The organism is Acinetobacter sp. M5A5_2a (assembly GCF_053345265.1).
In genome coordinates, this window is record NZ_JBKEZV010000011.1 from 177,897 (window position 1) to 197,258 (window position 19,362).

Here is a 19,362-nt window from a genome sequence, read left to right on the forward strand (position 1 = left end):
TACCAAACTTGACATTTCATGACACATAAAGCATGTCTATACAATTATATTGGGATTTTCCTCGCAGTATCAGTGCTATTCGCATATTGCTTATGATAGGTCAGCAACATGGTTTAACACCTGAAAGTTGTATAGAAAACACGCATATTTCTTTGGATGATTTGTCGCAACCTAACTTTGAGGTAAAAGCAGAACAAGAATTTTTAGTTATTCGAAACTTACTTAAACTACTAGATCCTACACTTCCCTTGAGTATAGAAGCAGGTCTAAGGCACCATACAACCACATTTGGTGCATGGGGTTTTGCCATTCTTAGTAGTCAGACAATGAAAGAAGCCTTACATTTTGCTATGCGATACTTTCAACTTAGTTCCATTTTTTGCAATTTAGAAGTTATTCAGGAAGATATACATACATTACTGATTTTTGATCATAGTCAATTACCTGATGACTTAGCGTGTTTTCTGGTTGAAAGAGATCTTATAACTGTTATATCAATTCAACGAGATGTCTTGCCTATACAGTTTCCTGTAATGAGCATTAATATTGCTTTACCTGCACCTGTGTATGCCGATAAATTTCCCGAATTAACGGGATATCCAATTCAATTTAATCAACCACGTAGCTGTATTATCTTTGAAAGCAGTTTGCTTGATTTACCATTACCTCAAGCAGACTCATTTATTCGTGCACGATATGAAGAAGAATGCCAACAACTTTGGACGCGAAGAAGTTCTCTAGGCAGCTATAGCCAAAAGGTCAGAAAAATTTTACTCCAACAACCCTCACAAATGCCCAGAATTGATGAAATGGCAGCCCATCTTCAGGTCAACCTCAGAACATTACAACGTCATCTCGCAATTGAAGGAGTTACCTATGAACAGCTTATAGATGACATTCGTAAAGACTTAGCCGAAGACTTACTTAAAACCACCAATTTAACAGTTGAAGAAGTTGCCATTCAGTTGGGCTATTCCGAAGTTTCAGCATTTTCCAGAGCCTTTAAACGTTGGAAAGGCATTTCTCCCCGAAATTTTAGGTGGCAAAAATAAATTTATATTTAATATTTTAATGCTTATCCACGCCAGCTCCAGTAAGCAAACTCGTAGCATAATTCATAATTAATAAGACTAAATTATTCGCTTTTTCTTCTGATTCAGCCAAACGCCCTTCTAATAAAAGATGAGATAGACCATGTACAAGGCTACAACTCAACATTGCTAATACTTCAACTTGAGCGTCATTTTCATCCACACCCAATATTGAAGCAGTTAATTGATGTAACTGAGTATATGTATTACCCACTGCCTCTTTTAACTCAAGTGCTTCATTCTTTTGTAAGTCAGGATTAAACATCAAGGCAAAGAGATTTCGATTATTTTTTGCAAAGTTAATATAGGCTAAACCAAATAATTTTAACGCCTCTGGCTGAGAATTAGCATCTTGCAACGTTTGGCTTTGCTCCTCTTGCAAGAGCTTAAATCCTTTGGCTGCCAATGCTGCTAAAAAGCTCTCTTTATTTTCGAAATGCCGGTATACCGCATTTCCGCTTACCCCAATTTGTCTCGCCATTTCTCGAAAACTAAGGCTCTCGGCATCACTATTTTTTAGGTGGGCTAATCCTGCATCTAATAATTCTTCACGCACATTTCCATGATGATAATTTGATTTTTGAGATTGTATAGAAGACATGTTGACACCGCGCACATATTATAAGCATAATGTGTGCACCGAACACATTATGCTTTATTGTTGTTTAATTCACACAAAAGAGCAAATCATAATTCCCGTTCAATAGAGCTGCTTATAAATATCCATATTGCCTAGGAAAGGACATTAATAATACTAGGCCTATGAAAACAAAAGAGTATTGAGCTTATAAAGAAATGCAAACTTTCCTTTGAGCTAAATCATCTTTAAGCAAAGGAACTGATATGAACAATTTTAGAAGTATAAAACAGGCTTTGTTATTTACAATACCATTGATGTTGGTCAGTTCACTTGTAAAAGCAGAACTCAACCTCTTAGATGATAAGAGTTTATCTGGTGTAACTGGTCAAGCATTATTTAATCTAACCAATATTGCAGCTAATCAAAATGGTAATCCAAATACAGATGTAGGTTTTTATCGTCTCGGAATGGAAGCACAAGTAGAGTTAAATGCAAATATTAAAAGTTTACAGTTAGGTTGCGGTGGGACTAAAGGAGTGGGTTGTGACATTGATATTGAAAATATTAGTTTAGCAGGTGTCCTCCCCGTAAATGGTAGCTATGCAGGATCAGATGCCGTTATTACTAATCCTTTTATCGAGTTTGCTATCAAATCGCCGAACAGTGCTTCTACTCGAGAAATTGTTGGCTTTCGACTTGGGGCATTAGGCATATTAGGCAAACTTGGATTGGGATCAAATACAGATTTAACAACATTAGCTGATGACACAGGAGGAATTAACTCTTTATCTGGTGATTTGAATTTAACACTTACGAATACTGTTCTGAAGAATGTAGTGATTGAAAATGGATTAATCACTACAGAAGCACATATTAATGATTATAACAAACCGCTTATTCTTAACCGCTCTACAACAGCAACGCTGGATAATGTAGTCGCTAAAACTGGTCCACTAAAACTATTAGGTATCTTAGATCTACCTTTAGGTTTAACTCTCAGTAATGCCACATTAAAAGATTATCCTCTGTCTGGTTTCCATGAAATTTTACTAGCCCAAGATGCAGCAGGAACAATTCCTACTAGTGACACATCACTATCCTTACAAAAACAAGCTATCCAGTGGCAAAAAATAAGTTCTGGTAGCTTCGAAAATACTGTAGCTGCTCAACCTGGATGGTGGCTTTCCTTACCTAAAGTTTTACTCACGGATATCGAAACACAACAGCGGATTGATGTAGGACTTGGCGAGGCATTAGGAGGATTAGTGGGTCGAGAGTTAATTATTAATCCTATTGACTCTGGACAGATAGGCATCAAAAACTGCTACGGGAACTTAAAGTTTTGCTAAGTAAAAACTTTATACAAGCTTTTATATGACGCTTAAATTAAAACAACTCATGGTTTTCATACCACTATTAGCAGGGCTGAATACATCCCAAGCTACCACAGTCTATAGGTCAATAAATATGTGCTCAGCTTCCGTCAAACATATACCTGATAATATCCAGAGTTCTATTTCTAAACTTAAAGTGGGCTCAATAGACTCAAATGCTTCAAATATTTCTTTTATTCTTGCTTCAGCAGTTGCTGCAAAACACAATAAACCAATAGATATAGAACGTATTGCTGTTTATTTGCAAGCTCAACGAAATCAGCAAAATTTCTATTATTCATTACTTGATATCAAGAAAACTTTTGAAAATTTCAATATATCTGTTGAGGCCAAGAAAAACGCCTCACCTTTTGATATGTTAAAATTAACCAATGAAATTCTTATTGGTATTGATCAGCAAGATCAACTTTTTGCATTAGTTGGTTCATCACAAGAATATGTATATTTAATTTATGGAATCATGAATCGAAAAGCATTAATCTGCCCTCTTAAAAAATCTTTATTTATTCAAAACTTTACCACCAATAAATTTTTAATTCTTAGATAGTTACCACCAGACTCCATTAAATAGAGAATTTTTATTAATTCAAACAATTAGGCTTATTTAATAATTATAAAAAATAAGCCCTTTATATTTTTAAAATTAAGTTTTAGAAAATAATCTTTAAAAGTTAATCGAGTATTGGATTTAAATCTCGATTCATTTGAACAATATCCTGATGCGTTGGATTAGCCCCTAAGCTTGAGAAGAGTTCAGGTAAACGATCACGCTTTTTTTGGGCCTCTCCTTTTTGAGCAATAGCGAGTCCTTTCCTCATCATTTGCTGATCATAATCACAGCAATATGCTGGCGTACATGGTTGTTGTCTCCAAGAATCCTCCAAACTACCGGCATCTACAGGGTCAAAACCTATGTCATTAACAAGGCTCATAACAACATCTTTTGAAGGTACACTATCTCCAGCAACAGCTATCGCTAATCTATTTTTACTTCCTTCAACTTGGCCTAATTCTGCAAGTGAATAAGCTAAAATATTATTAAAAGCTTTAATAACAGGACGATTAATCTGCTTGGATACCCAAACACTTTCTGTCATTCCATCATCAATTTCTTTAATATGCGGATCACGGAAATCAGGATAATAATTACTGGTATCTATAATTACTTTGTCTGTAGCTGCTGAGTAAAATAAATCTGTTGGTAATTCTTTTATAGCTGGGAAAGGAATTGATAAAATAATAACATCTGAAGAATTAACAGCTCCATATATATCGACTGCTTCTACGTTTATTTCATCCGCAATTTTTCTTACCCCGTCCACACCTCTAGAATTCGCAACATATATAGTATGACCTGCTTCCTTTAAAAGACGTGCAAGGGTCTTTCCAATATTACCAACTCCAACAATACCTATTTTCATATATCAGCCTTTTGAGAAATTTAATACAGTTAACACTTTTAAGTTTAAAGACAAGCTGAGATAATAGGAAGTACACACAAAAAAGTAAGTATATTCCTAAAAGGTAAGTATGAAAGCAGCACGTGACTGGAATTGTGAAGATCCTCAACAGCGGATAGTATGGGCAAAAATCACCTCTGAAGCCCTTAAAGCTATTGAAGGAAAATGGAAAATAATTATCCTTTGTCAACTTTTTGCAGCTAAACAACCCCTACGTTTCTCTGCATTAGAAAAACTTATCGAAGGTGTTAATCAGAAAATGTTGATTCAGCAGCTTAAACAATTAGAACAAGATGGGATTATTAAACGTACTGTTTATCCACAAGTTCCCCCTAAAGTTGAATATGAGCTTAGTGAAATAGGATTAGCACTTGGTCCTTCAATGGAAGCACTTATTGAATGGGCAGAATTTAAAAATCAAAAATTAAATAGCGACTCAAAGTAATAAAATCTAAGCATAAAATTTATGCTTAGATTTTATTATATTAAAAATAATGAATAAGTTATTTCAACCCAAAAGTCTTTCTAATGCTCTTATCAACAGGGCCACTTGGCATGAAACGACGTAACTTACTTAACAAAGACGCTTGTCCAGATGGTGTACGACGCATTTGCCAATCATTCAATGCCGCTGTAACGATCGTATCTGCAACAGCATCCGATTGGGATCCATGATTAATCTGATTCGATATGGCCTGTGCAGCTAAATTACGTTCATTGTCATATTCAGGAATTTTAGAACTTACTACAGGTGCGTTTTTATCTAGATTGGTTTTGGTGAAAGAAGGTTGCACCAATGTCACGCGAATCCCAAATTGACGAAGCTCGTGATCTAAAGATTCGGATAATCCTTCAACTGCATGTTTAGTTGCAGAATATACCCCCATATAAGGTGAAGGGAGAAAACCCAATACCGAGCTAATATTTATGATTCTTCCATAATGTTGTATTCGCATATATGGCAATACCGCTTGTATCGTACGGAGAATACTAAATACATTCGTATTAAATAAAAATTCTGCTTCTTTTATAGAGGTCTCTTCTATTGCCCCAGTCAGGCTTGCCCCAGCATTATTAATTAAGATATCAATACGCCCAGCCTTATCAATAATAGAATGAATCCCAAGTTGGACAGAGTCCTCATCAGACACATCCATTTCAATGAGCTCAACCCCTTCTATAGGTTGGGCTTTGACTTTATTTCTGACTGTTCCAAATACTTTATGGCCTTTTTTAGCAAATTTTTCTGCTGTGGCTTGACCAATTCCTGATGAAACACCGGTAATTACCACTACTTGTGAGTTTGACATATGAACTCCGAATAATTTTTAAACTTAAGAATCTGATAGTTAAGCTGTTGGTTTGACTCTGATTTTGAACCAGATTGAGTACATAGCCGGCAAGAAAACCAAAGTTAAAATGGTTCCAGCCAGTGTTCCACCAATCAATGTATAAGCTAGCGTTCCCCAAAACACCGAATGAGTCAGAGGAATAAAAGCCAAAATAGCAGCCAAAGCCGTTAATATGACGGGTCTGGCACGTTGTACTGTCGCCTCCACAACGGCATCCAACGGATCGAGCCCAGCTTGTTTGTTTTGCTGAATTTGACCAATCAAGATGAGTGTGTTTCGCATTAAAATTCCAGACAATGCAATCAACCCAACCAAGGCATTGATACCAAAAGGCTGCTGGAATAATAGAAGCGTCGGTACCACACCGATTAATCCCAACGGGCTGGTTAGAAACACCATAATCATTGCAGCTATAGATCTCACCTGAAGAATGATAATGAGCAAAGTCATTGCCAACATGATCGGGAAAATAGGAAGCATAGCTTTAGTGGCTTTACCCGACTCTTCAATAGAACCCGCTTCAACGATGCGATAGCCCTTCGGTAGATTTTTTATAACTGACTGAAGCTGTTTGGTAATTGCTGTAGATACATCTGGTGGTTGCAATCCTTCAGCAATATCTCCACGAACGGTTATTGTTGGTACGCGATCTCGACGGCGTATAACAGGCTCTTCCATCCGTACTTCAATCTTGCCAATTTGTGACAGAGGAATACGTTGTCCATTTGCCCCAGTGAGTGTGAAATCACCAATTTTTGCAGGATCCAGTCTTATATCACCCGCAGAACGAGCAACAACTTGTACTGTACGAATATCTTCGCGCACAGATGTTATCGGAATACCTGTTAACAAAAATTGTAGTTGCTGTGCCACTGAAGCTGAGGTGAGACCAACTGCTTGTAGACGATCTTGCTGTAATGTGAAATGAAGGGCTGGTGTACGAGTTCCCCAATCGGTATTTACAGTTCTCATCATTGGGCTAGCATTCATAACATGCTGAACCTGTGCTGCAATTACACGCAATTTTTCTGGGTCTGGCCCTGTCACACGGTAAGCCACTGGATAGGGTGAATATGGCCCAAAGACCAGTTGTGTAACACGCACCTGCGCCTCAGAAGCAAGCCCATTCGAAACAGCTTGTCTTAAGCGATGTTTTAAGGCTTCCCGTTCTTCTTGGTTGTCAGTTCGTATCACAATCTTGGCAAAGGATGGGTCTGGTAACTCAGGTCCCATGGATAAATAAAACCGAGGAGCGCCTTGACCAATATACGATGTCACAATCTTTGCTTCATTTTGCTTAGATAACCAAGCTTCAACTTTGGCTGTAGCAGCGCTAGTTTGCGTAATCGATGTACCGTAAGGCATTTGTACTTCAACAAGTACTTCAGGTCGGTCAGAGATTGGGAAAAATTGTTTTTTCACCAATGTCATTCCACCTATTGCCAAAACAAATAATCCGATAACACTACCAGCAACAAGCCATTTACGCGCAATCACACGTTCAAGAATTTGACGGAAACGGTTATATCGTGGTGTGTCATAAATTGCATGGTGTCCACCTTCGACTTTTTTAAAATCAGGTAACATCTTCACACCTAAATAAGGTGTAAAAACGACTGCAACAATCCATGAAGCAATAAGAGCTATGCCGACAATCCAAAACATATTGCTGGTATATTCACCAGCCGTAGATCGGGCAAAGCCATTTGGCATAAATCCAACAGCTGTGACTAATGTTCCAGAAAGCATAGGTGCTGCGGTATGGCTCCATGCATAAGCAGATGCAGCTATTCGACTAAAGCCCTCCTCCATTTTGACGACCATCATTTCAATGGCAATAATGGCATCATCTACCAAGAGTCCTAAGGCAAGAATAAGAGAGCCCAGTGTAATTCGGTCAAAGTTTTTGCCCGTTGCCAACATCGCCACAAAAACAATAGCCAATGTGAGTGGTACAGCCATAGCAACAACAAGTCCAACTCGCCATCCCATGCTGATAAAGCTTACAAACATCACCACAAGTAATGCTGCAAAGAACTTAATCATGAACTCATTTACCGACGAGCTAATATTTACCGCTTGATCGGTCACCTTATTTAAGCTGATACCAAGGGGTAAATCTTGATTGATTGAGCCAACTTCGTTCTCTAATGCTTTACCAAGATCTAATCCATTCCACCCTTCACGCATGACTACACCTAGCAATAAAGCAGGTTCTCCATCATTACGAATAATGAATGTTGCAGGATCTTCATAACCACGTTTAACAGTCGCAATATCTGACAATTTCAAGGTACGACCTTGAGCAGTTATAGGTGTGTCTCGAATTTTTTGTAACTTATCAAAAGCACCATCCAATCTGACAAAAACTTGAGGACCTTTGGTCTCAATAGAACCAGCTGGAGTAAGTACATTCTGATTATTAAGTGCAGCAAACACATCTTGTGGATTTACGCCTAGTGTTGCTAAGCGCTCATGTGAAAATTCAATATAGATACGTTCAGGTTGCTCGCCAATAATATTGACCTTTTTGACCCCCGGGACATGAAGTAGCTGCTGTCTAATTGTTTCTGCATCACGCACCAACAATCTTTGTGCTTCATTTTTTGCCTTCAAAGCATATAAAGTAAAAGTCACATCCGCATATTCATCATTAACAAGTGGCCCAATTACCCCTGAAGGTAAATTGCTCATTTCATCATTTGCTTTCTTCCTCGCTTGATAAAACTCCTCCTGAACTTGAGATGGAGGTGTGCTATCAAGTAAGGTTAGTGTCGTAAAAGCTAGCCCAGGCCTTGTATAGGTTTCTGTTCGATCATACCAACGCAGCTCCTGCATCCGTTTTTCGATTTTTTCAGCAACTTGATCTTGCATTTCTTGGGCAGTTGCACCGGGCCAAGCAGTCACAATGGTCATGACCTTAACTGTAAAGGCTGGGTCTTCAGCTCGACCTAACTTAAAAAATGCAACAATGCCTGCAATTGAAATTAGAAAAATCAGGAATAGAGTGATACCCCGTTCACGAACAGCAAGAGCTGACAGGTTAAAACCTTTCTCACTCATGAGTGTCCTCCTTCATTTCCAATTGAAGGATTATTTGCCTGTGATGCAATACGGACTAACTCGCCTTCTCGAAGTAAATGTGCACCTAGAGCAACAATTTGATCTCCACTCTGAATATTGCCAGTTACATACGCATATTCATCATCAACCTGTTTTACAACAACAGAACGCCACGTTACTTTCTGAGTTTTTCCATTAATTACCCATACTCCTGCTCCCTTTCCTTTATCAAGTAGTGAACCAATCGGTACTTGTAAAAAATGTTGTGAACTCTGATTTTGAGCTCCAATACGTACAGTAACGGTTGAACCTAAAGGAGCGTTTGCCAAATCTCCGTCTAATACAAAACGTGCTTCAAAAGTACGAGTGAGCTGATCTGCTGTATTTGATAACTGTCTAAGCTTAGCTGGGACACTGATATTTTCTTTACCAAAGAGAGTGGCTTGACCAATAGCTCCTATTGCAGGGCGTAAAGTCTCGGGAAGCTGAATAACTGCTTCTCTTTGACCAGAATGAGCTAAACGAATTACTGTTTGACCCGCGCTTACAACTTGCCCCGGTTCAACCAGTGTTTCCATAATTGTGCCATCACCATCGGCTATTAAGTCGGCATAGTGACTGGCGTTTAATGCGACTTTAGCTTGAGCTTGCGTTGAACTTAGTTGTGCTCTCGCCGTATCTGCTGCTGCCTTAATCTGATCATAGGCGGAAGCAGATATAGCACCACTTCCACGCAAATCACGATATCGAGCTTCGTCTTTTTCTGCTTGTTCAGCACGTGCTTTGGCTGCGCCTACAGCTTCTTGCTGAGCTTTGGCAGCAAGTTCTAAATCAACCGGATCAATACGCATCAGTAACTGTCCGCGTTTTACCGTCTGACCGGCTTCAACAAACCGTTTGATTACTTTGCCAGAGACACGAAAACCAAGATCACTTTCTACCCGTGCGCCTATCGTGCCTGTAAATGCTCTTGAGTCAGAAGTAATTTCTTCTTGCACAGTTGCGACTCGTACCAATGGTGCCGAAGTACGGGGGTCAGATTGTGTATTTTCAGCACAACCTAGCAAGAAAAAAGGAAATAAATATATTGCAGCAAATGGAATAAGGCGACGATAACGCATATTAGAGTCCCCCCCCTTGAAGAAATTAATCAGGAGACTCATTTTTAATCAAGTGACCAATTTAGTCAATAGTCACAAATTTATTATGGCGATAAACTTCTCAGTACAAGACTAGAAAGCAACACTGGAGCATCAGCGTTATATGAAATGCTATGTTGTAAAAGTAATGGATGTAGATAAGGTCTCATAACTAAATAAATAGCTTTAACTGCTTCATCAATTGGTGTTTTTCTTTCAAAATCACCAGTTTGACGACCTTCTTGAATAATATTTTGTAATACTTTAAGAATTCGATTTTCATAAGCAACCGTAGCATCCCATTTCTCAGAGGCTGCAGAAACTGCAATTTCATAGAGCTTACGATCTTGAGAAAATAAACGAAGGCTCCCTTCCACAATTACTTTAAAAAGTACTCTCAATTTTTCAGCAGGATATTCAGCTTCTTGAATGGCAGCATTAACTTCATCTTCAATTTCACGTAAACAATTGGCACAAATCATCTCGCCAATTGCCTGTTTAGATTCAAAAAATTTATAAATATAAGCTTTAGAAAAGCCTATAGATTTTGCAAGATCAGAAACTGTAGTTTTCTCATAACCATAGCGGCTGAAATGCTCTGTAGCAGCAACCACGATTTGGTCCCTTACCTCATGATCTTCCGGTCCTCGCTTTGAAACAGGATAACTACTTTTTTCTTTACTCATATTTTCAATTTAAACCTTTGTGTGAAAGTTGTAGTTTAACTCTTGACCCCTGATATTGACAACAAGTGACTAAATTGTATTATAGTCACAATTAAGCCATTGTTCAAAATCTCGCCTTGGGGAAAATATGTTATCTAGATCTATCGTTCTCCTACCAATACTCACCAGCATTCTTGCTGCTTGTACCGTAGGTCCTAATTATAAACGTCCTAGTATATCTCTACCCGAGCAATATCTTGGCGCTCGCTTAAAGTCACCAAGTGACGAAACCAAAGCAGATATTGAAGTATGGTGGAAAAGTTTTAATGACCCTCAACTTACTCGATATGTCACATTAGCATTAAAACAAAATCTGGATCTGACCCAAGCATATACCCGTGTGACTCAAGCTCAGGCAGGCTTATCGGCAGTCAATGCTTCTTTACGCCCAATAGGTACTGTTGACGCACAAGCAGCTAAAGCTTACCAATCCGTTGAAACTCCACTGGGGCAAGTTTTAAATTCAATACCTAATTTTGACCGACATGGTAGTTCTTATGAGGCAAACCTAAGTGCCACTTGGGAATTAGATATTTTCGGAGGCCTTCGAAGAGACCGTGAAAGTGCTCTAGCAAACTATCAGGCTTCGAATGCAGGAGCATCAGCAGTTCGCTTAATGGTCGCAGCGCAAACAGCAAATCTTTATATTAATATTCGAGGATTACAATCTCGATTAGACATTGCCCAGCAACAATTACAAACGCAACAAAAACTTCTTTCAATTATTCAACTTTTATATAGCAAAGGATTGGCATCTGAATTTCAGGTCAAACAAGCTAAAGCGAATGTTGCTCAAGTTCAAGCTGTAGTTCCCGCACTTGGAATGAATCTAGACATTGCCATGAATGCACTCGACGTCATGCTTGGAACCGTACCAGGAACTCACCGAGCAGAACTAACAGAACTAAAACCAATTCCAGTTATTCCTAACATTACAGAAACAGGAACACCCCGCGATCTTTTACGTAGACGACCAGATCTCATCATGGCTGAAAGGCAACTGGCAGCTTCAAATGCACGTATTGGCAGTGCGATTGCAGAATATTACCCAAAGGTTTCTTTAGGCGGTTTGATAGGTAGCGCAACCACAGCAAGTGGAAACTTATTTTCAAGTGGAGCCAATCAGGCTGCTGGCTTATTAGGCTTACGTTGGCGTTTATTTGATTTTGGTCGAATTAATGCAGAAATTCGCTTAGCTAAGGGACAAGAAGCCGAAAAGCTTGCAGCCTACCAATTAGCCGTCTTACATGCAGCGGAAGATGTAGAGAACTCATTATCAACTTTATCTAAACGACAAGAACAACTTGTAGCACTTCAAGATGGTGAAAATGCGCTACACCATGCACAGAAAATCGCTTTAATTGCCTATCAAAAAGGAATTAACAGTCGAATAGAAGTATTACAAGCAGATTCAAATACTTTGCAATTCACAGATAGAAAAGTACAGGCACAAACCGATTCAGCCCTTGCTGCTGTAGCAATTTATAAATCACTGGGTGGCGGCTGGCAACCCAATGATTATTAATATGAAATTTCAAAAATTTAAAATCACTGAATGAGATGGTGGATTAACCTCATACCTACAGGAGCAATGATTTCATTTCGATTAACCAAATTCTCTAGGAAACATAAACACAAAATGTCCGACAAATATTTTCACTTCAAGGAAAGACACAAATGAAATTTAAAACATTCAGTACAGTAATTATTTTAGTAACTTTACCAATGACGGAGACCTTGGCTGCATCTCTAGACCGCTCAGGTCAGTCTATCTCTGCATTCTTGCAACCAGGTAATTACTTTGAAGCGGGTATTTCTATATTAGATCCAAACGTTTCAGGTAAAGTGCGTAATGAATATTCACCAAATGCAACTCCACCAAGCGTGATTGGTTTACAAAATACAAATATTAGTGACATGGGGGATGATTATTACTCCCCTAGCGCTGCGCTAAAACTACAAGTAACAGACAACTTCTCTTTTGGTCTAATTTATGACCGACCATTTGGCGCAGATGTTACTTACTCGCTCTCTGACCCAGCATCAGCTGCTGCAGGTGGCTTAGGACTATTTCACAATGGTACAGAGTCACTGGAAGTTGAAGTAAAAACCCAAAGTATTTCAATGTTGCTTGGCTACCAACCAAATGAAAATTTTAATTTTTATGCAGGTCCCGTTTACCAAACAATTGAAGGTGATGCTCAATTTCGTGGCTTAGCATTTGGTGGGAATAACAGCTTTGGTGGATATAATCTCAACATTAAAGAAACTGACGGTGTTGGCTGGTTGGTTGGTATTGCATATCAAATTCCAGAAATTGCATTAAAAGCATCTGTTACTTACCGCTCTGAAATTGATCATGAAATGACAATTAATGAGAGCTCTATTGCAACATTAGGGCAAAATATTGGCACTTTTATTAATATGAATAATGGCTTGGAGCAAACAAAAATTACTACGCCTCAATCTGTTAATCTAGATTTTCAAACAGGTATCATGGCGAATACAGTTGCATTTGCAAATGCGCGCTGGGTGAACTGGAAAGATTTCACAATCCGCCCTTATGCATTCGGTGTAGCTTCAGAAATCGCAGGCCCCTCAGTTGGCAAACCAAATGGATTTGATCTAGCTGCCTATAGTGATGACCAATGGTCAGCAAATATTGGTATAGGCCGTAAATTAAATGACCAATGGACAGGAAATATTTCTGTAGGTTGGGATTCTGGGGCAGGTAACCTTGTGACTGCATTAGGGCCGACAGAAGGATATTGGAATCTTGGCTTAGGTGCTCAATTCAGCCCAACACCACAAACGTTCATTTCAGGTGGGGTAAAATATTTCTGGTTAGGTGATGCCAACTTACAAACTAGTGCGCAATTTAATACACCAAATTATGTTGCGGAGTTTAAAGATAATCATGCTATCGCATATGGATTAAAAATGGGCTATAAGTTCTAATGATTGATATTAAAAAAACATTTAGATGACCTGAGCCCAAAAGTTAGTTGGCTTGATTTAACGGCTTTTTAGACTGAGTTCTGTAACGTACAGGTCTCAGTCTATTAAATTTATTCTTTGTTCTTTCACGGTTTTGTCCTGCTTATTAATTGCTTTAATTCTTGGCCTTAGAAATCTTTAGATTTATGTATTTAAGACTCTCCAATCCTACTTATATATTATCAGTGAAAGCGCATGGGTCATTTGTGTATTGTTTAGTATTATCAGCACAACTTAATGAAAATAATCGAATTAAATATATTGTAGTAAATGGAATAAGGCACTAAAGCATATTAGAACCAACGTCCTGTAAAATTTTTAAGAAACTATTTAAAAATAACCAAATCAATAATAAGTCACAAACCGATTAAGGCGATAAATTTCTTAATACAAGATCAAAAAGTAGCCTTAGTACATTCGCATTGATGATTAATTCTCTATTACAAAATAATGGATATAAATAAGTTGATCACTAGGAAAGTCACTTTGACTGCTTTAAAAACTCAATTCTTTCTTTTAAAACAAACAAAACCACATCGTTCTTGCATCATTTCGTGCAATAATTTTTTGTCTTCTTATCTCGCAATAAATTACTGATTAAAAAACATAAATTAATTAAATTATATAAATAAGCTTAGAAGAATCTATAGATTTTGCAAAACTAGAAACTGTAGTTTTCTCATAATCATAGCGACTGAAGTGCTCTGTAGCAGAACTTAGGATTTGATCTCTTACCTCATGATCTTCTGGTCCTCCCGTCGGGAGAAGATAACTACTCTTTTCCCGATTCATATTTTTTATTTGACCTTTTTTTGAAAATGACAGTTTAACTCACCTATTTATTATTGACAAATAGTGACCATATAATAATATAGTCACTATTAATAATTATTCAAAACATTGGATAAATATATTGTCTAAAACTCTCGTTGTCTTACCAATATGAGCTAATGCTTTGCAATTCACGGATAGAAAAGTACAGGTACAAACTGATTCAGCCCTTGCTGCTGTAGCAGTTTATAAAGCGAGAATTATTATGCGGGAACAATCAGTACGCCAGCCGTTAAATACACATGATTTAAATCATGCGATCTTAAACGGACCAATTCCCCAAGTAATGCTAAAACTGGCGTTACCCACCATAGCTGTTCTACTCGTACAAACCCTGATTGGATTACTAGAAACATATTTTGTTAGCTCTCTAGGAACTGATGTAATAGCTGGTGTAGCCGTAGTGTTCCCAATTCTTATGCTCATGCAAATGCTAGCGAATGGTGGATTTGGTGGAGGACTAGCTTCAGCAATTGCTCGGGCTTCTGGAGCAGGTCGATCAGAAGATGCCCAATCCCTTGTCTGGCATGGTGTAATTCTTGCTGGCATTTTGGGAGGTGTTTTTAGTATTGTTATGCTCACCTCAGCCCAGATGATATATCACTTAATGGGCGTTACTGGCTTAGCTTTAGATGCAGCCCTAAAATATTCCAATATTATTTTTATAAGTTCCCCCCTTATATGGGCTGTAGCCCTACTCTCAGCCGCATTACGTGGTGCAGGTGATACAAAAACTCCGGCCCGCATAACGCTTCTAGGTGGAGTACTACTTTTACCCCTATCACCTATTTTCATTTTTGGTTGGGGATTCATTCCCTCATTGGGTGTAGCTGGAGCTGGGCTCGCTGTCTTAAGTTATTATATTTTTGCCATCATATGCTTAATTAGGCACATGCGAACAACGCATAGCATTATCAAATTATCGATCAAGCCTATCAACTTTCAGTTCTTCAAAGATATTCTTGGTATTGGCTCACTATCCGCTATTGGAATAATTCAACTCAATTTAACTGTTGTGATTGTAACAACCTTAGTTGGTCAATTTGGTTCTGATGCAATCGCGGGGTACGGTATTGCTTCCCGACTAGACTACGTGCAAGTTCCGCTTATGTTCGGTATCGGCTCAGCAATCATGACCATGGTAGGTATTAATTATGGAGCTGGGCAATTTCAAAGAGCACGTCGTATCACATGGATCGGGGTTTTTATTACATTCCTTATCACTGGCTCAATAGGACTTTTCTTTAGTATTTTCCCTTCCATTTGGCTTGGTTTTTTCAGTCATGATCCATCTGTCCTTCAGACTGGAACAAATTACTTGCAGCATGTTGCGCCTTTTTACGGAGCAATAGGTATAGGTATGGCTCTTTATTTTGCAGGCCAAGGTTCAAAACGATTATTAGGCCCTATCTTAGCTGGTACCATCAGAATGATTATTGTAGCTATTATCGGAAGTATCGCTGTTCTATATTTTGATGCAAGTTTATCAACTTTCTTTCAAGTTATTGGCCTGAGTGCTTTGATATTTGGTTTGGTGTCTTGCTTGGCAAATTTTATCCATAGATAAAATTGCATTGAGTTCAAAAAAATTGCTCAATTTTCTTAAAGATTTTGCACAAATCTTCTAGAACTATACTCACCTCTTTTGTACCGTTCTAAGGGCAAAACTTAAAAATTTATGGGTGGATTCTTATGGGTAACTGGGTGGATATTTCAAAAGATACCAATACAGGTATTGAAACAATCCGTGCCCATTTTACTGGTCATGCTTATGATCCCCACTGGCATTCGAGCTATTTAATTGGTGTAACTGAATCCGGCATTCAACAATTTCATTGTCGTAAAAAGCAAATCAATAGTCATGCGGGACAAGTCTTTATGCTTGAACCAGAAGAAATCCATGATGGACATGCTCCTGCGTCTGATGGCTTTACCTACCAAATGCTCTACCTACATCCAGACTGGTTGAAACAACGTATCCAAGGTTTATTTCATAATAGCCCTGATCACTACGAGTTAGTGATTGATGCACCATTAAAGTCAGATGAACAGCTGGCTATTATTACTTCTCAAGCATTCCAGCATCTGCACTATAAAGAAATGAATATTGTCAAAGATAATAGTCTAGACCTACTTATTCATCATATCGCACAAGGAAAATGGTTAAAGAAAGCTCACCAATCGTCTTGTACTCACACGCCTCGAATCGCATACCAAATCAGAGATATTCTGCATGATCATCTATTTGAAGATATAGGGCTTGAAGATATCGCTCGCATGATAGGCTTAGACAGATACCATATTCACCGCATTTTTAAAGCAACTTTTCACTTAGCACCTCATCAATATCTCATTCAACTCAGACTTACACGAGCGCGTGATTTACTCGCCAGAAGCATATCTCCTGCACAAGTTGCTTCAGATTTATGCTTTGCTGACCAAAGTCATTTAAGTCGCTGGTTTAAGCGCTGCTATGGTTTAACACCTGCGGCCTATAGAAAAATCTGCACAAATCTTCAAGATTAAAAACCTTAATTATTTCATCTTATCTCTCCCTATTAACTCAAGTAGACAAGATGGAAAACCTCACTGCATTTTCATTATTTGCTATTGTTGCCTCAATTACTCCCGGTCCAACTAATTTTATAATTTTAAATCTAAGTAGCCGTTATAAAATTTCTAAAACGTTTCCTGTCATTTTAGGTTCTTGTATCGGGGCTGCCCTACTTGTGCTCATCGTTGGCATTGGGCTGGGTTCAACCCTTCTGGCTTACCCAATTATTCAAAAAATAATGACAGTGATTGGTTTAATCTGGCTAACCTCGTTGGCTTGGAAATTATATAACTACAACCCAATTATTCATTTCGAACAAGACAAAGAAAAAGGTCCGATTGGTTTCATTACTGGCTTTTTTATGCAAGCAATTAATCCTAAAACATGGATGATGGCTTTTGCAGTGATTAGTGTCTACACAAAACAAGGGCAAGATATCTGGATAAATGTCTCAATTTTATCCTTCATTTTTTTCGTTATAGCTATTCCTTGCCTTTACATGTGGGCCTTAGCGGGTAGGCTAAGCAATCGATTATTTTCACAAACAAAGCATATGAACATTTTTAATAAAATGATGGCGCTAACACTACTCATCTCTGTATGGTTGCCAGTCCTATCTACTTTTTAATGTATAAATTAGGTCATATAAATTTTTATTATTAATTTTCTATATTAAAAACTACTTATTCTTATAATTTCATAAAATAACTTTTTAATGAATACTCATTTAATGACCTAATATTTTTTATTTTGAGAAACATGCTCCCTAAAACACATGTTACTTTTTGTTATTTATGTAAAAAACAACCTAACAACAAAACCAAATAAGCCATTGTTAAATATAAATATATATTAAATATTATTCTGTAAATTTTGTCTATTTTTCAAACAAATGTAGGCAATTTCTCACAACCATGCAAGTTAAAACCTACAACATAACCAGTTGTTTTTCCTATAATTAATTTCAGTACATATAAGCACTCTTTACTATTAAATAGAAAGCTGAATATTAATGAAGAGATCTGGAAAATCGGTAACATTATCTTTATTAATATAAAAACTCCTAATAATAGAAAAAGAATCTCAAAAAATTAATATGTACTATCTTTCCTCTGGAAACAGAGGAAAGATAACTTTTTTGGTCATCAGATAGGATATAGAAAATGTTTATTGCAAAAAATATATTTGTATATTTACTATCAATGTTAGCTTTATGCTTACTGATTATTTTCTTTAACTACCTAGGAATGAACGAGACAACCAACCTTCTGCTTTCTTCTGCACTTTTTGGAATATTTATTACTTGGTATTTCAAAGGTAGCGGACTATGTCTCGCCTTATTTAGCTTTTTTTACTGGGCAATGTTTGTTATTAGCCAAAGTTTAGAAGTGGTATTAATGCTCGCAAGTTCAGTTATTGTCTATCTTGTTATGACTAAAATAATTCCTAAACTCAAGACTATCCATATTGCGGTGATAGCCAAATAGCTAGAAAGGGTTCACCCCACGCTTAACCATTCCTACTTTCTTAACAGTATTAATTTTGCTTTGCTCAGCAATTGATAATTCATTTAAGAAAATTTTTAAATTCTGCTCATCAAGACGAATGGGGTTAAAACTAGTTTCTCCCATACTTAAAAAGAAAGATTCAATATTTGTATTACGCTGTACATATTTCATCGACCAACGCTGAAAAGAATTCTTCTCAATGGAATATGTACATAGCCATTTAACATTGTAGTGTCTTTGATCATTTTTAATTTTTTCAAATAATCGCTCGACTAACTCTTGTTCACCTTCTAGGCATTGAAAGAAAGCATTATCAGCATAATAGAGCACGCCACAAATTTGATTCAAGTCATTGAAATTTCGAGCTTCTGTCAGGATATCACGTAAATCTTGCAGTAAATCTTCATTTTTTTCGTTTCGTTGGCTGGCATAACACAGTCGAACGTTCATTAACAATTCCGTGAAATATAAAATTTCTTTATCTAAAGATTCTTCAATCTAGCATATATCTATTCCTGATAATTTATATTTCTTCTCTATGCTAAGCATTAAACAAATGGCTAATTTTAAAGATAAGAGATAAGAGATAAGAGATAAGAGATAAGAGATAAGAGATAAGAGATAAGAGATAAGAGATAAGAGATAAGAGATAAGAGATAAGAGATAAG

At 37.4% G+C, this 19,362-nt stretch carries 17 protein-coding genes; 10 read left to right on the top strand and 7 right to left on the bottom strand.

Translation table 11 applies throughout. The features are described from left to right. The first annotated feature begins 32 nt into the window (after positions 1–32). A complete protein-coding gene (locus ACLBWE_RS15700) occupies positions 33–1,052 on the top strand; it encodes an AraC family transcriptional regulator (RefSeq protein ID WP_205468820.1) in 1,020 nt (339 codons plus the stop codon). A 16-nt stretch (positions 1,053–1,068) separates the two neighbouring features. Here the strand turns inward: ACLBWE_RS15700 and ACLBWE_RS15705 are convergent, their stop codons facing one another. Then, positions 1,069–1,692: a TetR/AcrR family transcriptional regulator gene (locus tag ACLBWE_RS15705; protein WP_080027453.1), complete on the bottom strand. Its 624-nt coding sequence runs from the start codon at positions 1,690–1,692 to the stop codon at positions 1,069–1,071. Between the two features lie 242 nt (positions 1,693–1,934). On the opposite strand from ACLBWE_RS15705, the gene ACLBWE_RS15710 reads away from it, so the two are divergent. After that, the gene (locus tag ACLBWE_RS15710; RefSeq protein WP_080027454.1) at positions 1,935–3,020 is read left to right on the top strand and encodes a hypothetical protein; all 1,086 of its coding nucleotides are present in this window, start codon (positions 1,935–1,937) and stop codon (positions 3,018–3,020) included. Positions 3,021–3,138: 118 nt separating this feature from the next. Then, a complete protein-coding gene (locus tag ACLBWE_RS15715; RefSeq protein WP_017392012.1) occupies positions 3,139–3,612 on the top strand; it encodes a hypothetical protein in 474 nt (157 codons plus the stop codon). A gap of 124 nt (positions 3,613–3,736) precedes the next feature. Here ACLBWE_RS15715 and ACLBWE_RS15720 read toward each other — a convergent pair whose 3' ends face one another. After that, positions 3,737–4,486: an NADPH-dependent F420 reductase gene (locus ACLBWE_RS15720; RefSeq protein ID WP_205468818.1), complete on the bottom strand. Its 750-nt coding sequence runs from the start codon at positions 4,484–4,486 to the stop codon at positions 3,737–3,739. Positions 4,487–4,595: 109 nt separating this feature from the next. On the opposite strand from ACLBWE_RS15720, the gene ACLBWE_RS15725 reads away from it, so the two are divergent. Then, positions 4,596–4,970: a winged helix-turn-helix transcriptional regulator gene (locus ACLBWE_RS15725; protein WP_013197269.1), complete on the top strand. Its 375-nt coding sequence runs from the start codon at positions 4,596–4,598 to the stop codon at positions 4,968–4,970. 58 nt (positions 4,971–5,028) lie between these two features. Here the strand turns inward: ACLBWE_RS15725 and ACLBWE_RS15730 are convergent, their stop codons facing one another. The 4 genes from ACLBWE_RS15730 to ACLBWE_RS15745 form a co-directional block, all read right to left on the bottom strand. Beyond that, the gene (locus ACLBWE_RS15730; protein ID WP_017388018.1) at positions 5,029–5,835 is read right to left on the bottom strand and encodes an oxidoreductase; all 807 of its coding nucleotides are present in this window, start codon (positions 5,833–5,835) and stop codon (positions 5,029–5,031) included. A gap of 39 nt (positions 5,836–5,874) precedes the next feature. Then, complete coding sequence (locus tag ACLBWE_RS15735) at positions 5,875–8,940, bottom strand: efflux RND transporter permease subunit (RefSeq protein WP_017388017.1); 3,066 nt, start codon at positions 8,938–8,940, stop codon at positions 5,875–5,877. Then, positions 8,937–10,061 (bottom strand): efflux RND transporter periplasmic adaptor subunit, encoded by a 1,125-nt coding sequence (locus ACLBWE_RS15740; RefSeq protein WP_447603952.1) that lies wholly within the window; start codon positions 10,059–10,061, stop codon positions 8,937–8,939. The genes ACLBWE_RS15735 and ACLBWE_RS15740 overlap by 4 nt, the downstream gene beginning before the upstream one ends. Before the next feature lie 83 nt (positions 10,062–10,144). Further along, positions 10,145–10,765, bottom strand: coding sequence for a TetR/AcrR family transcriptional regulator (locus ACLBWE_RS15745; protein ID WP_004643418.1), 621 nt, complete (start codon positions 10,763–10,765; stop codon positions 10,145–10,147). A gap of 127 nt (positions 10,766–10,892) precedes the next feature. Here ACLBWE_RS15745 and ACLBWE_RS15750 point away from each other — a divergent pair, with 127 nt between their 5' ends. The 6 genes from ACLBWE_RS15750 to ACLBWE_RS15775 all read left to right on the top strand — a co-directional run bounded on the left by ACLBWE_RS15750 (position 10,893) and on the right by ACLBWE_RS15775 (position 18,673). Continuing rightward, the gene (locus ACLBWE_RS15750) at positions 10,893–12,329 is read left to right on the top strand and encodes an efflux transporter outer membrane subunit (RefSeq protein WP_447603954.1); all 1,437 of its coding nucleotides are present in this window, start codon (positions 10,893–10,895) and stop codon (positions 12,327–12,329) included. 152 nt (positions 12,330–12,481) lie between these two features. Next, entirely contained in the window at positions 12,482–13,762 is a 1,281-nt protein-coding gene (locus ACLBWE_RS15755; RefSeq protein ID WP_045430288.1) for an OmpP1/FadL family transporter, read from the top strand. 1,075 nt (positions 13,763–14,837) lie between these two features. Then, positions 14,838–16,199 carry an MATE family efflux transporter gene (locus ACLBWE_RS15760; RefSeq protein WP_447603963.1) on the top strand — a complete coding sequence of 454 codons (1,362 nt, stop codon included), beginning with the start codon at positions 14,838–14,840 and terminating at the stop codon, positions 16,197–16,199. Between the two features lie 125 nt (positions 16,200–16,324). Beyond that, a complete protein-coding gene (locus tag ACLBWE_RS15765) occupies positions 16,325–17,158 on the top strand; it encodes an AraC family transcriptional regulator (RefSeq protein ID WP_005039439.1) in 834 nt (277 codons plus the stop codon). A 50-nt stretch (positions 17,159–17,208) separates the two neighbouring features. Beyond that, entirely contained in the window at positions 17,209–17,814 is a 606-nt protein-coding gene (locus ACLBWE_RS15770) for a LysE family translocator (protein ID WP_447603956.1), read from the top strand. 535 nt (positions 17,815–18,349) lie between these two features. Beyond that, entirely contained in the window at positions 18,350–18,673 is a 324-nt protein-coding gene (locus tag ACLBWE_RS15775; RefSeq protein ID WP_447603957.1) for a hypothetical protein, read from the top strand. On the opposite strand, the gene ACLBWE_RS15780 is transcribed toward ACLBWE_RS15775, so the two are convergent. Continuing rightward, the gene (locus ACLBWE_RS15780; RefSeq protein WP_004643428.1) at positions 18,674–19,144 is read right to left on the bottom strand and encodes an AnBLUF65 family BLUF photoreceptors; all 471 of its coding nucleotides are present in this window, start codon (positions 19,142–19,144) and stop codon (positions 18,674–18,676) included. Positions 19,145–19,362: the final 218 nt, after the last annotated feature.

Coding starts and splice junctions, on each gene's coding strand:
- ACLBWE_RS15750 (WP_447603954.1), top strand. CDS start 10,893: ATGTTATCTAGATCTATCGTTCTCCTACCAATACTCACCAGCATTCTT.
- ACLBWE_RS15760 (WP_447603963.1), top strand. CDS start 14,838: ATGCGGGAACAATCAGTACGCCAGCCGTTAAATACACATGATTTAAAT.
- ACLBWE_RS15770 (WP_447603956.1), top strand. CDS start 17,209: ATGGAAAACCTCACTGCATTTTCATTATTTGCTATTGTTGCCTCAATT.
- ACLBWE_RS15745 (WP_004643418.1), bottom strand. CDS start 10,765: ATGAGTAAAGAAAAAAGTAGTTATCCTGTTTCAAAGCGAGGACCGGAA.
- ACLBWE_RS15730 (WP_017388018.1), bottom strand. CDS start 5,835: ATGTCAAACTCACAAGTAGTGGTAATTACCGGTGTTTCATCAGGAATT.
- ACLBWE_RS15735 (WP_017388017.1), bottom strand. CDS start 8,940: ATGAGTGAGAAAGGTTTTAACCTGTCAGCTCTTGCTGTTCGTGAACGG.
- ACLBWE_RS15725 (WP_013197269.1), top strand. CDS start 4,596: ATGAAAGCAGCACGTGACTGGAATTGTGAAGATCCTCAACAGCGGATA.
- ACLBWE_RS15755 (WP_045430288.1), top strand. CDS start 12,482: ATGAAATTTAAAACATTCAGTACAGTAATTATTTTAGTAACTTTACCA.
- ACLBWE_RS15700 (WP_205468820.1), top strand. CDS start 33: ATGTCTATACAATTATATTGGGATTTTCCTCGCAGTATCAGTGCTATT.
- ACLBWE_RS15740 (WP_447603952.1), bottom strand. CDS start 10,061: ATGCGTTATCGTCGCCTTATTCCATTTGCTGCAATATATTTATTTCCT.
- ACLBWE_RS15715 (WP_017392012.1), top strand. CDS start 3,139: ATGTGCTCAGCTTCCGTCAAACATATACCTGATAATATCCAGAGTTCT.
- ACLBWE_RS15780 (WP_004643428.1), bottom strand. CDS start 19,144: ATGAACGTTCGACTGTGTTATGCCAGCCAACGAAACGAAAAAAATGAA.
- ACLBWE_RS15775 (WP_447603957.1), top strand. CDS start 18,350: ATGTTTATTGCAAAAAATATATTTGTATATTTACTATCAATGTTAGCT.
- ACLBWE_RS15765 (WP_005039439.1), top strand. CDS start 16,325: ATGGGTAACTGGGTGGATATTTCAAAAGATACCAATACAGGTATTGAA.
- ACLBWE_RS15710 (WP_080027454.1), top strand. CDS start 1,935: ATGAACAATTTTAGAAGTATAAAACAGGCTTTGTTATTTACAATACCA.
- ACLBWE_RS15705 (WP_080027453.1), bottom strand. CDS start 1,692: ATGTCTTCTATACAATCTCAAAAATCAAATTATCATCATGGAAATGTG.
- ACLBWE_RS15720 (WP_205468818.1), bottom strand. CDS start 4,486: ATGAAAATAGGTATTGTTGGAGTTGGTAATATTGGAAAGACCCTTGCA.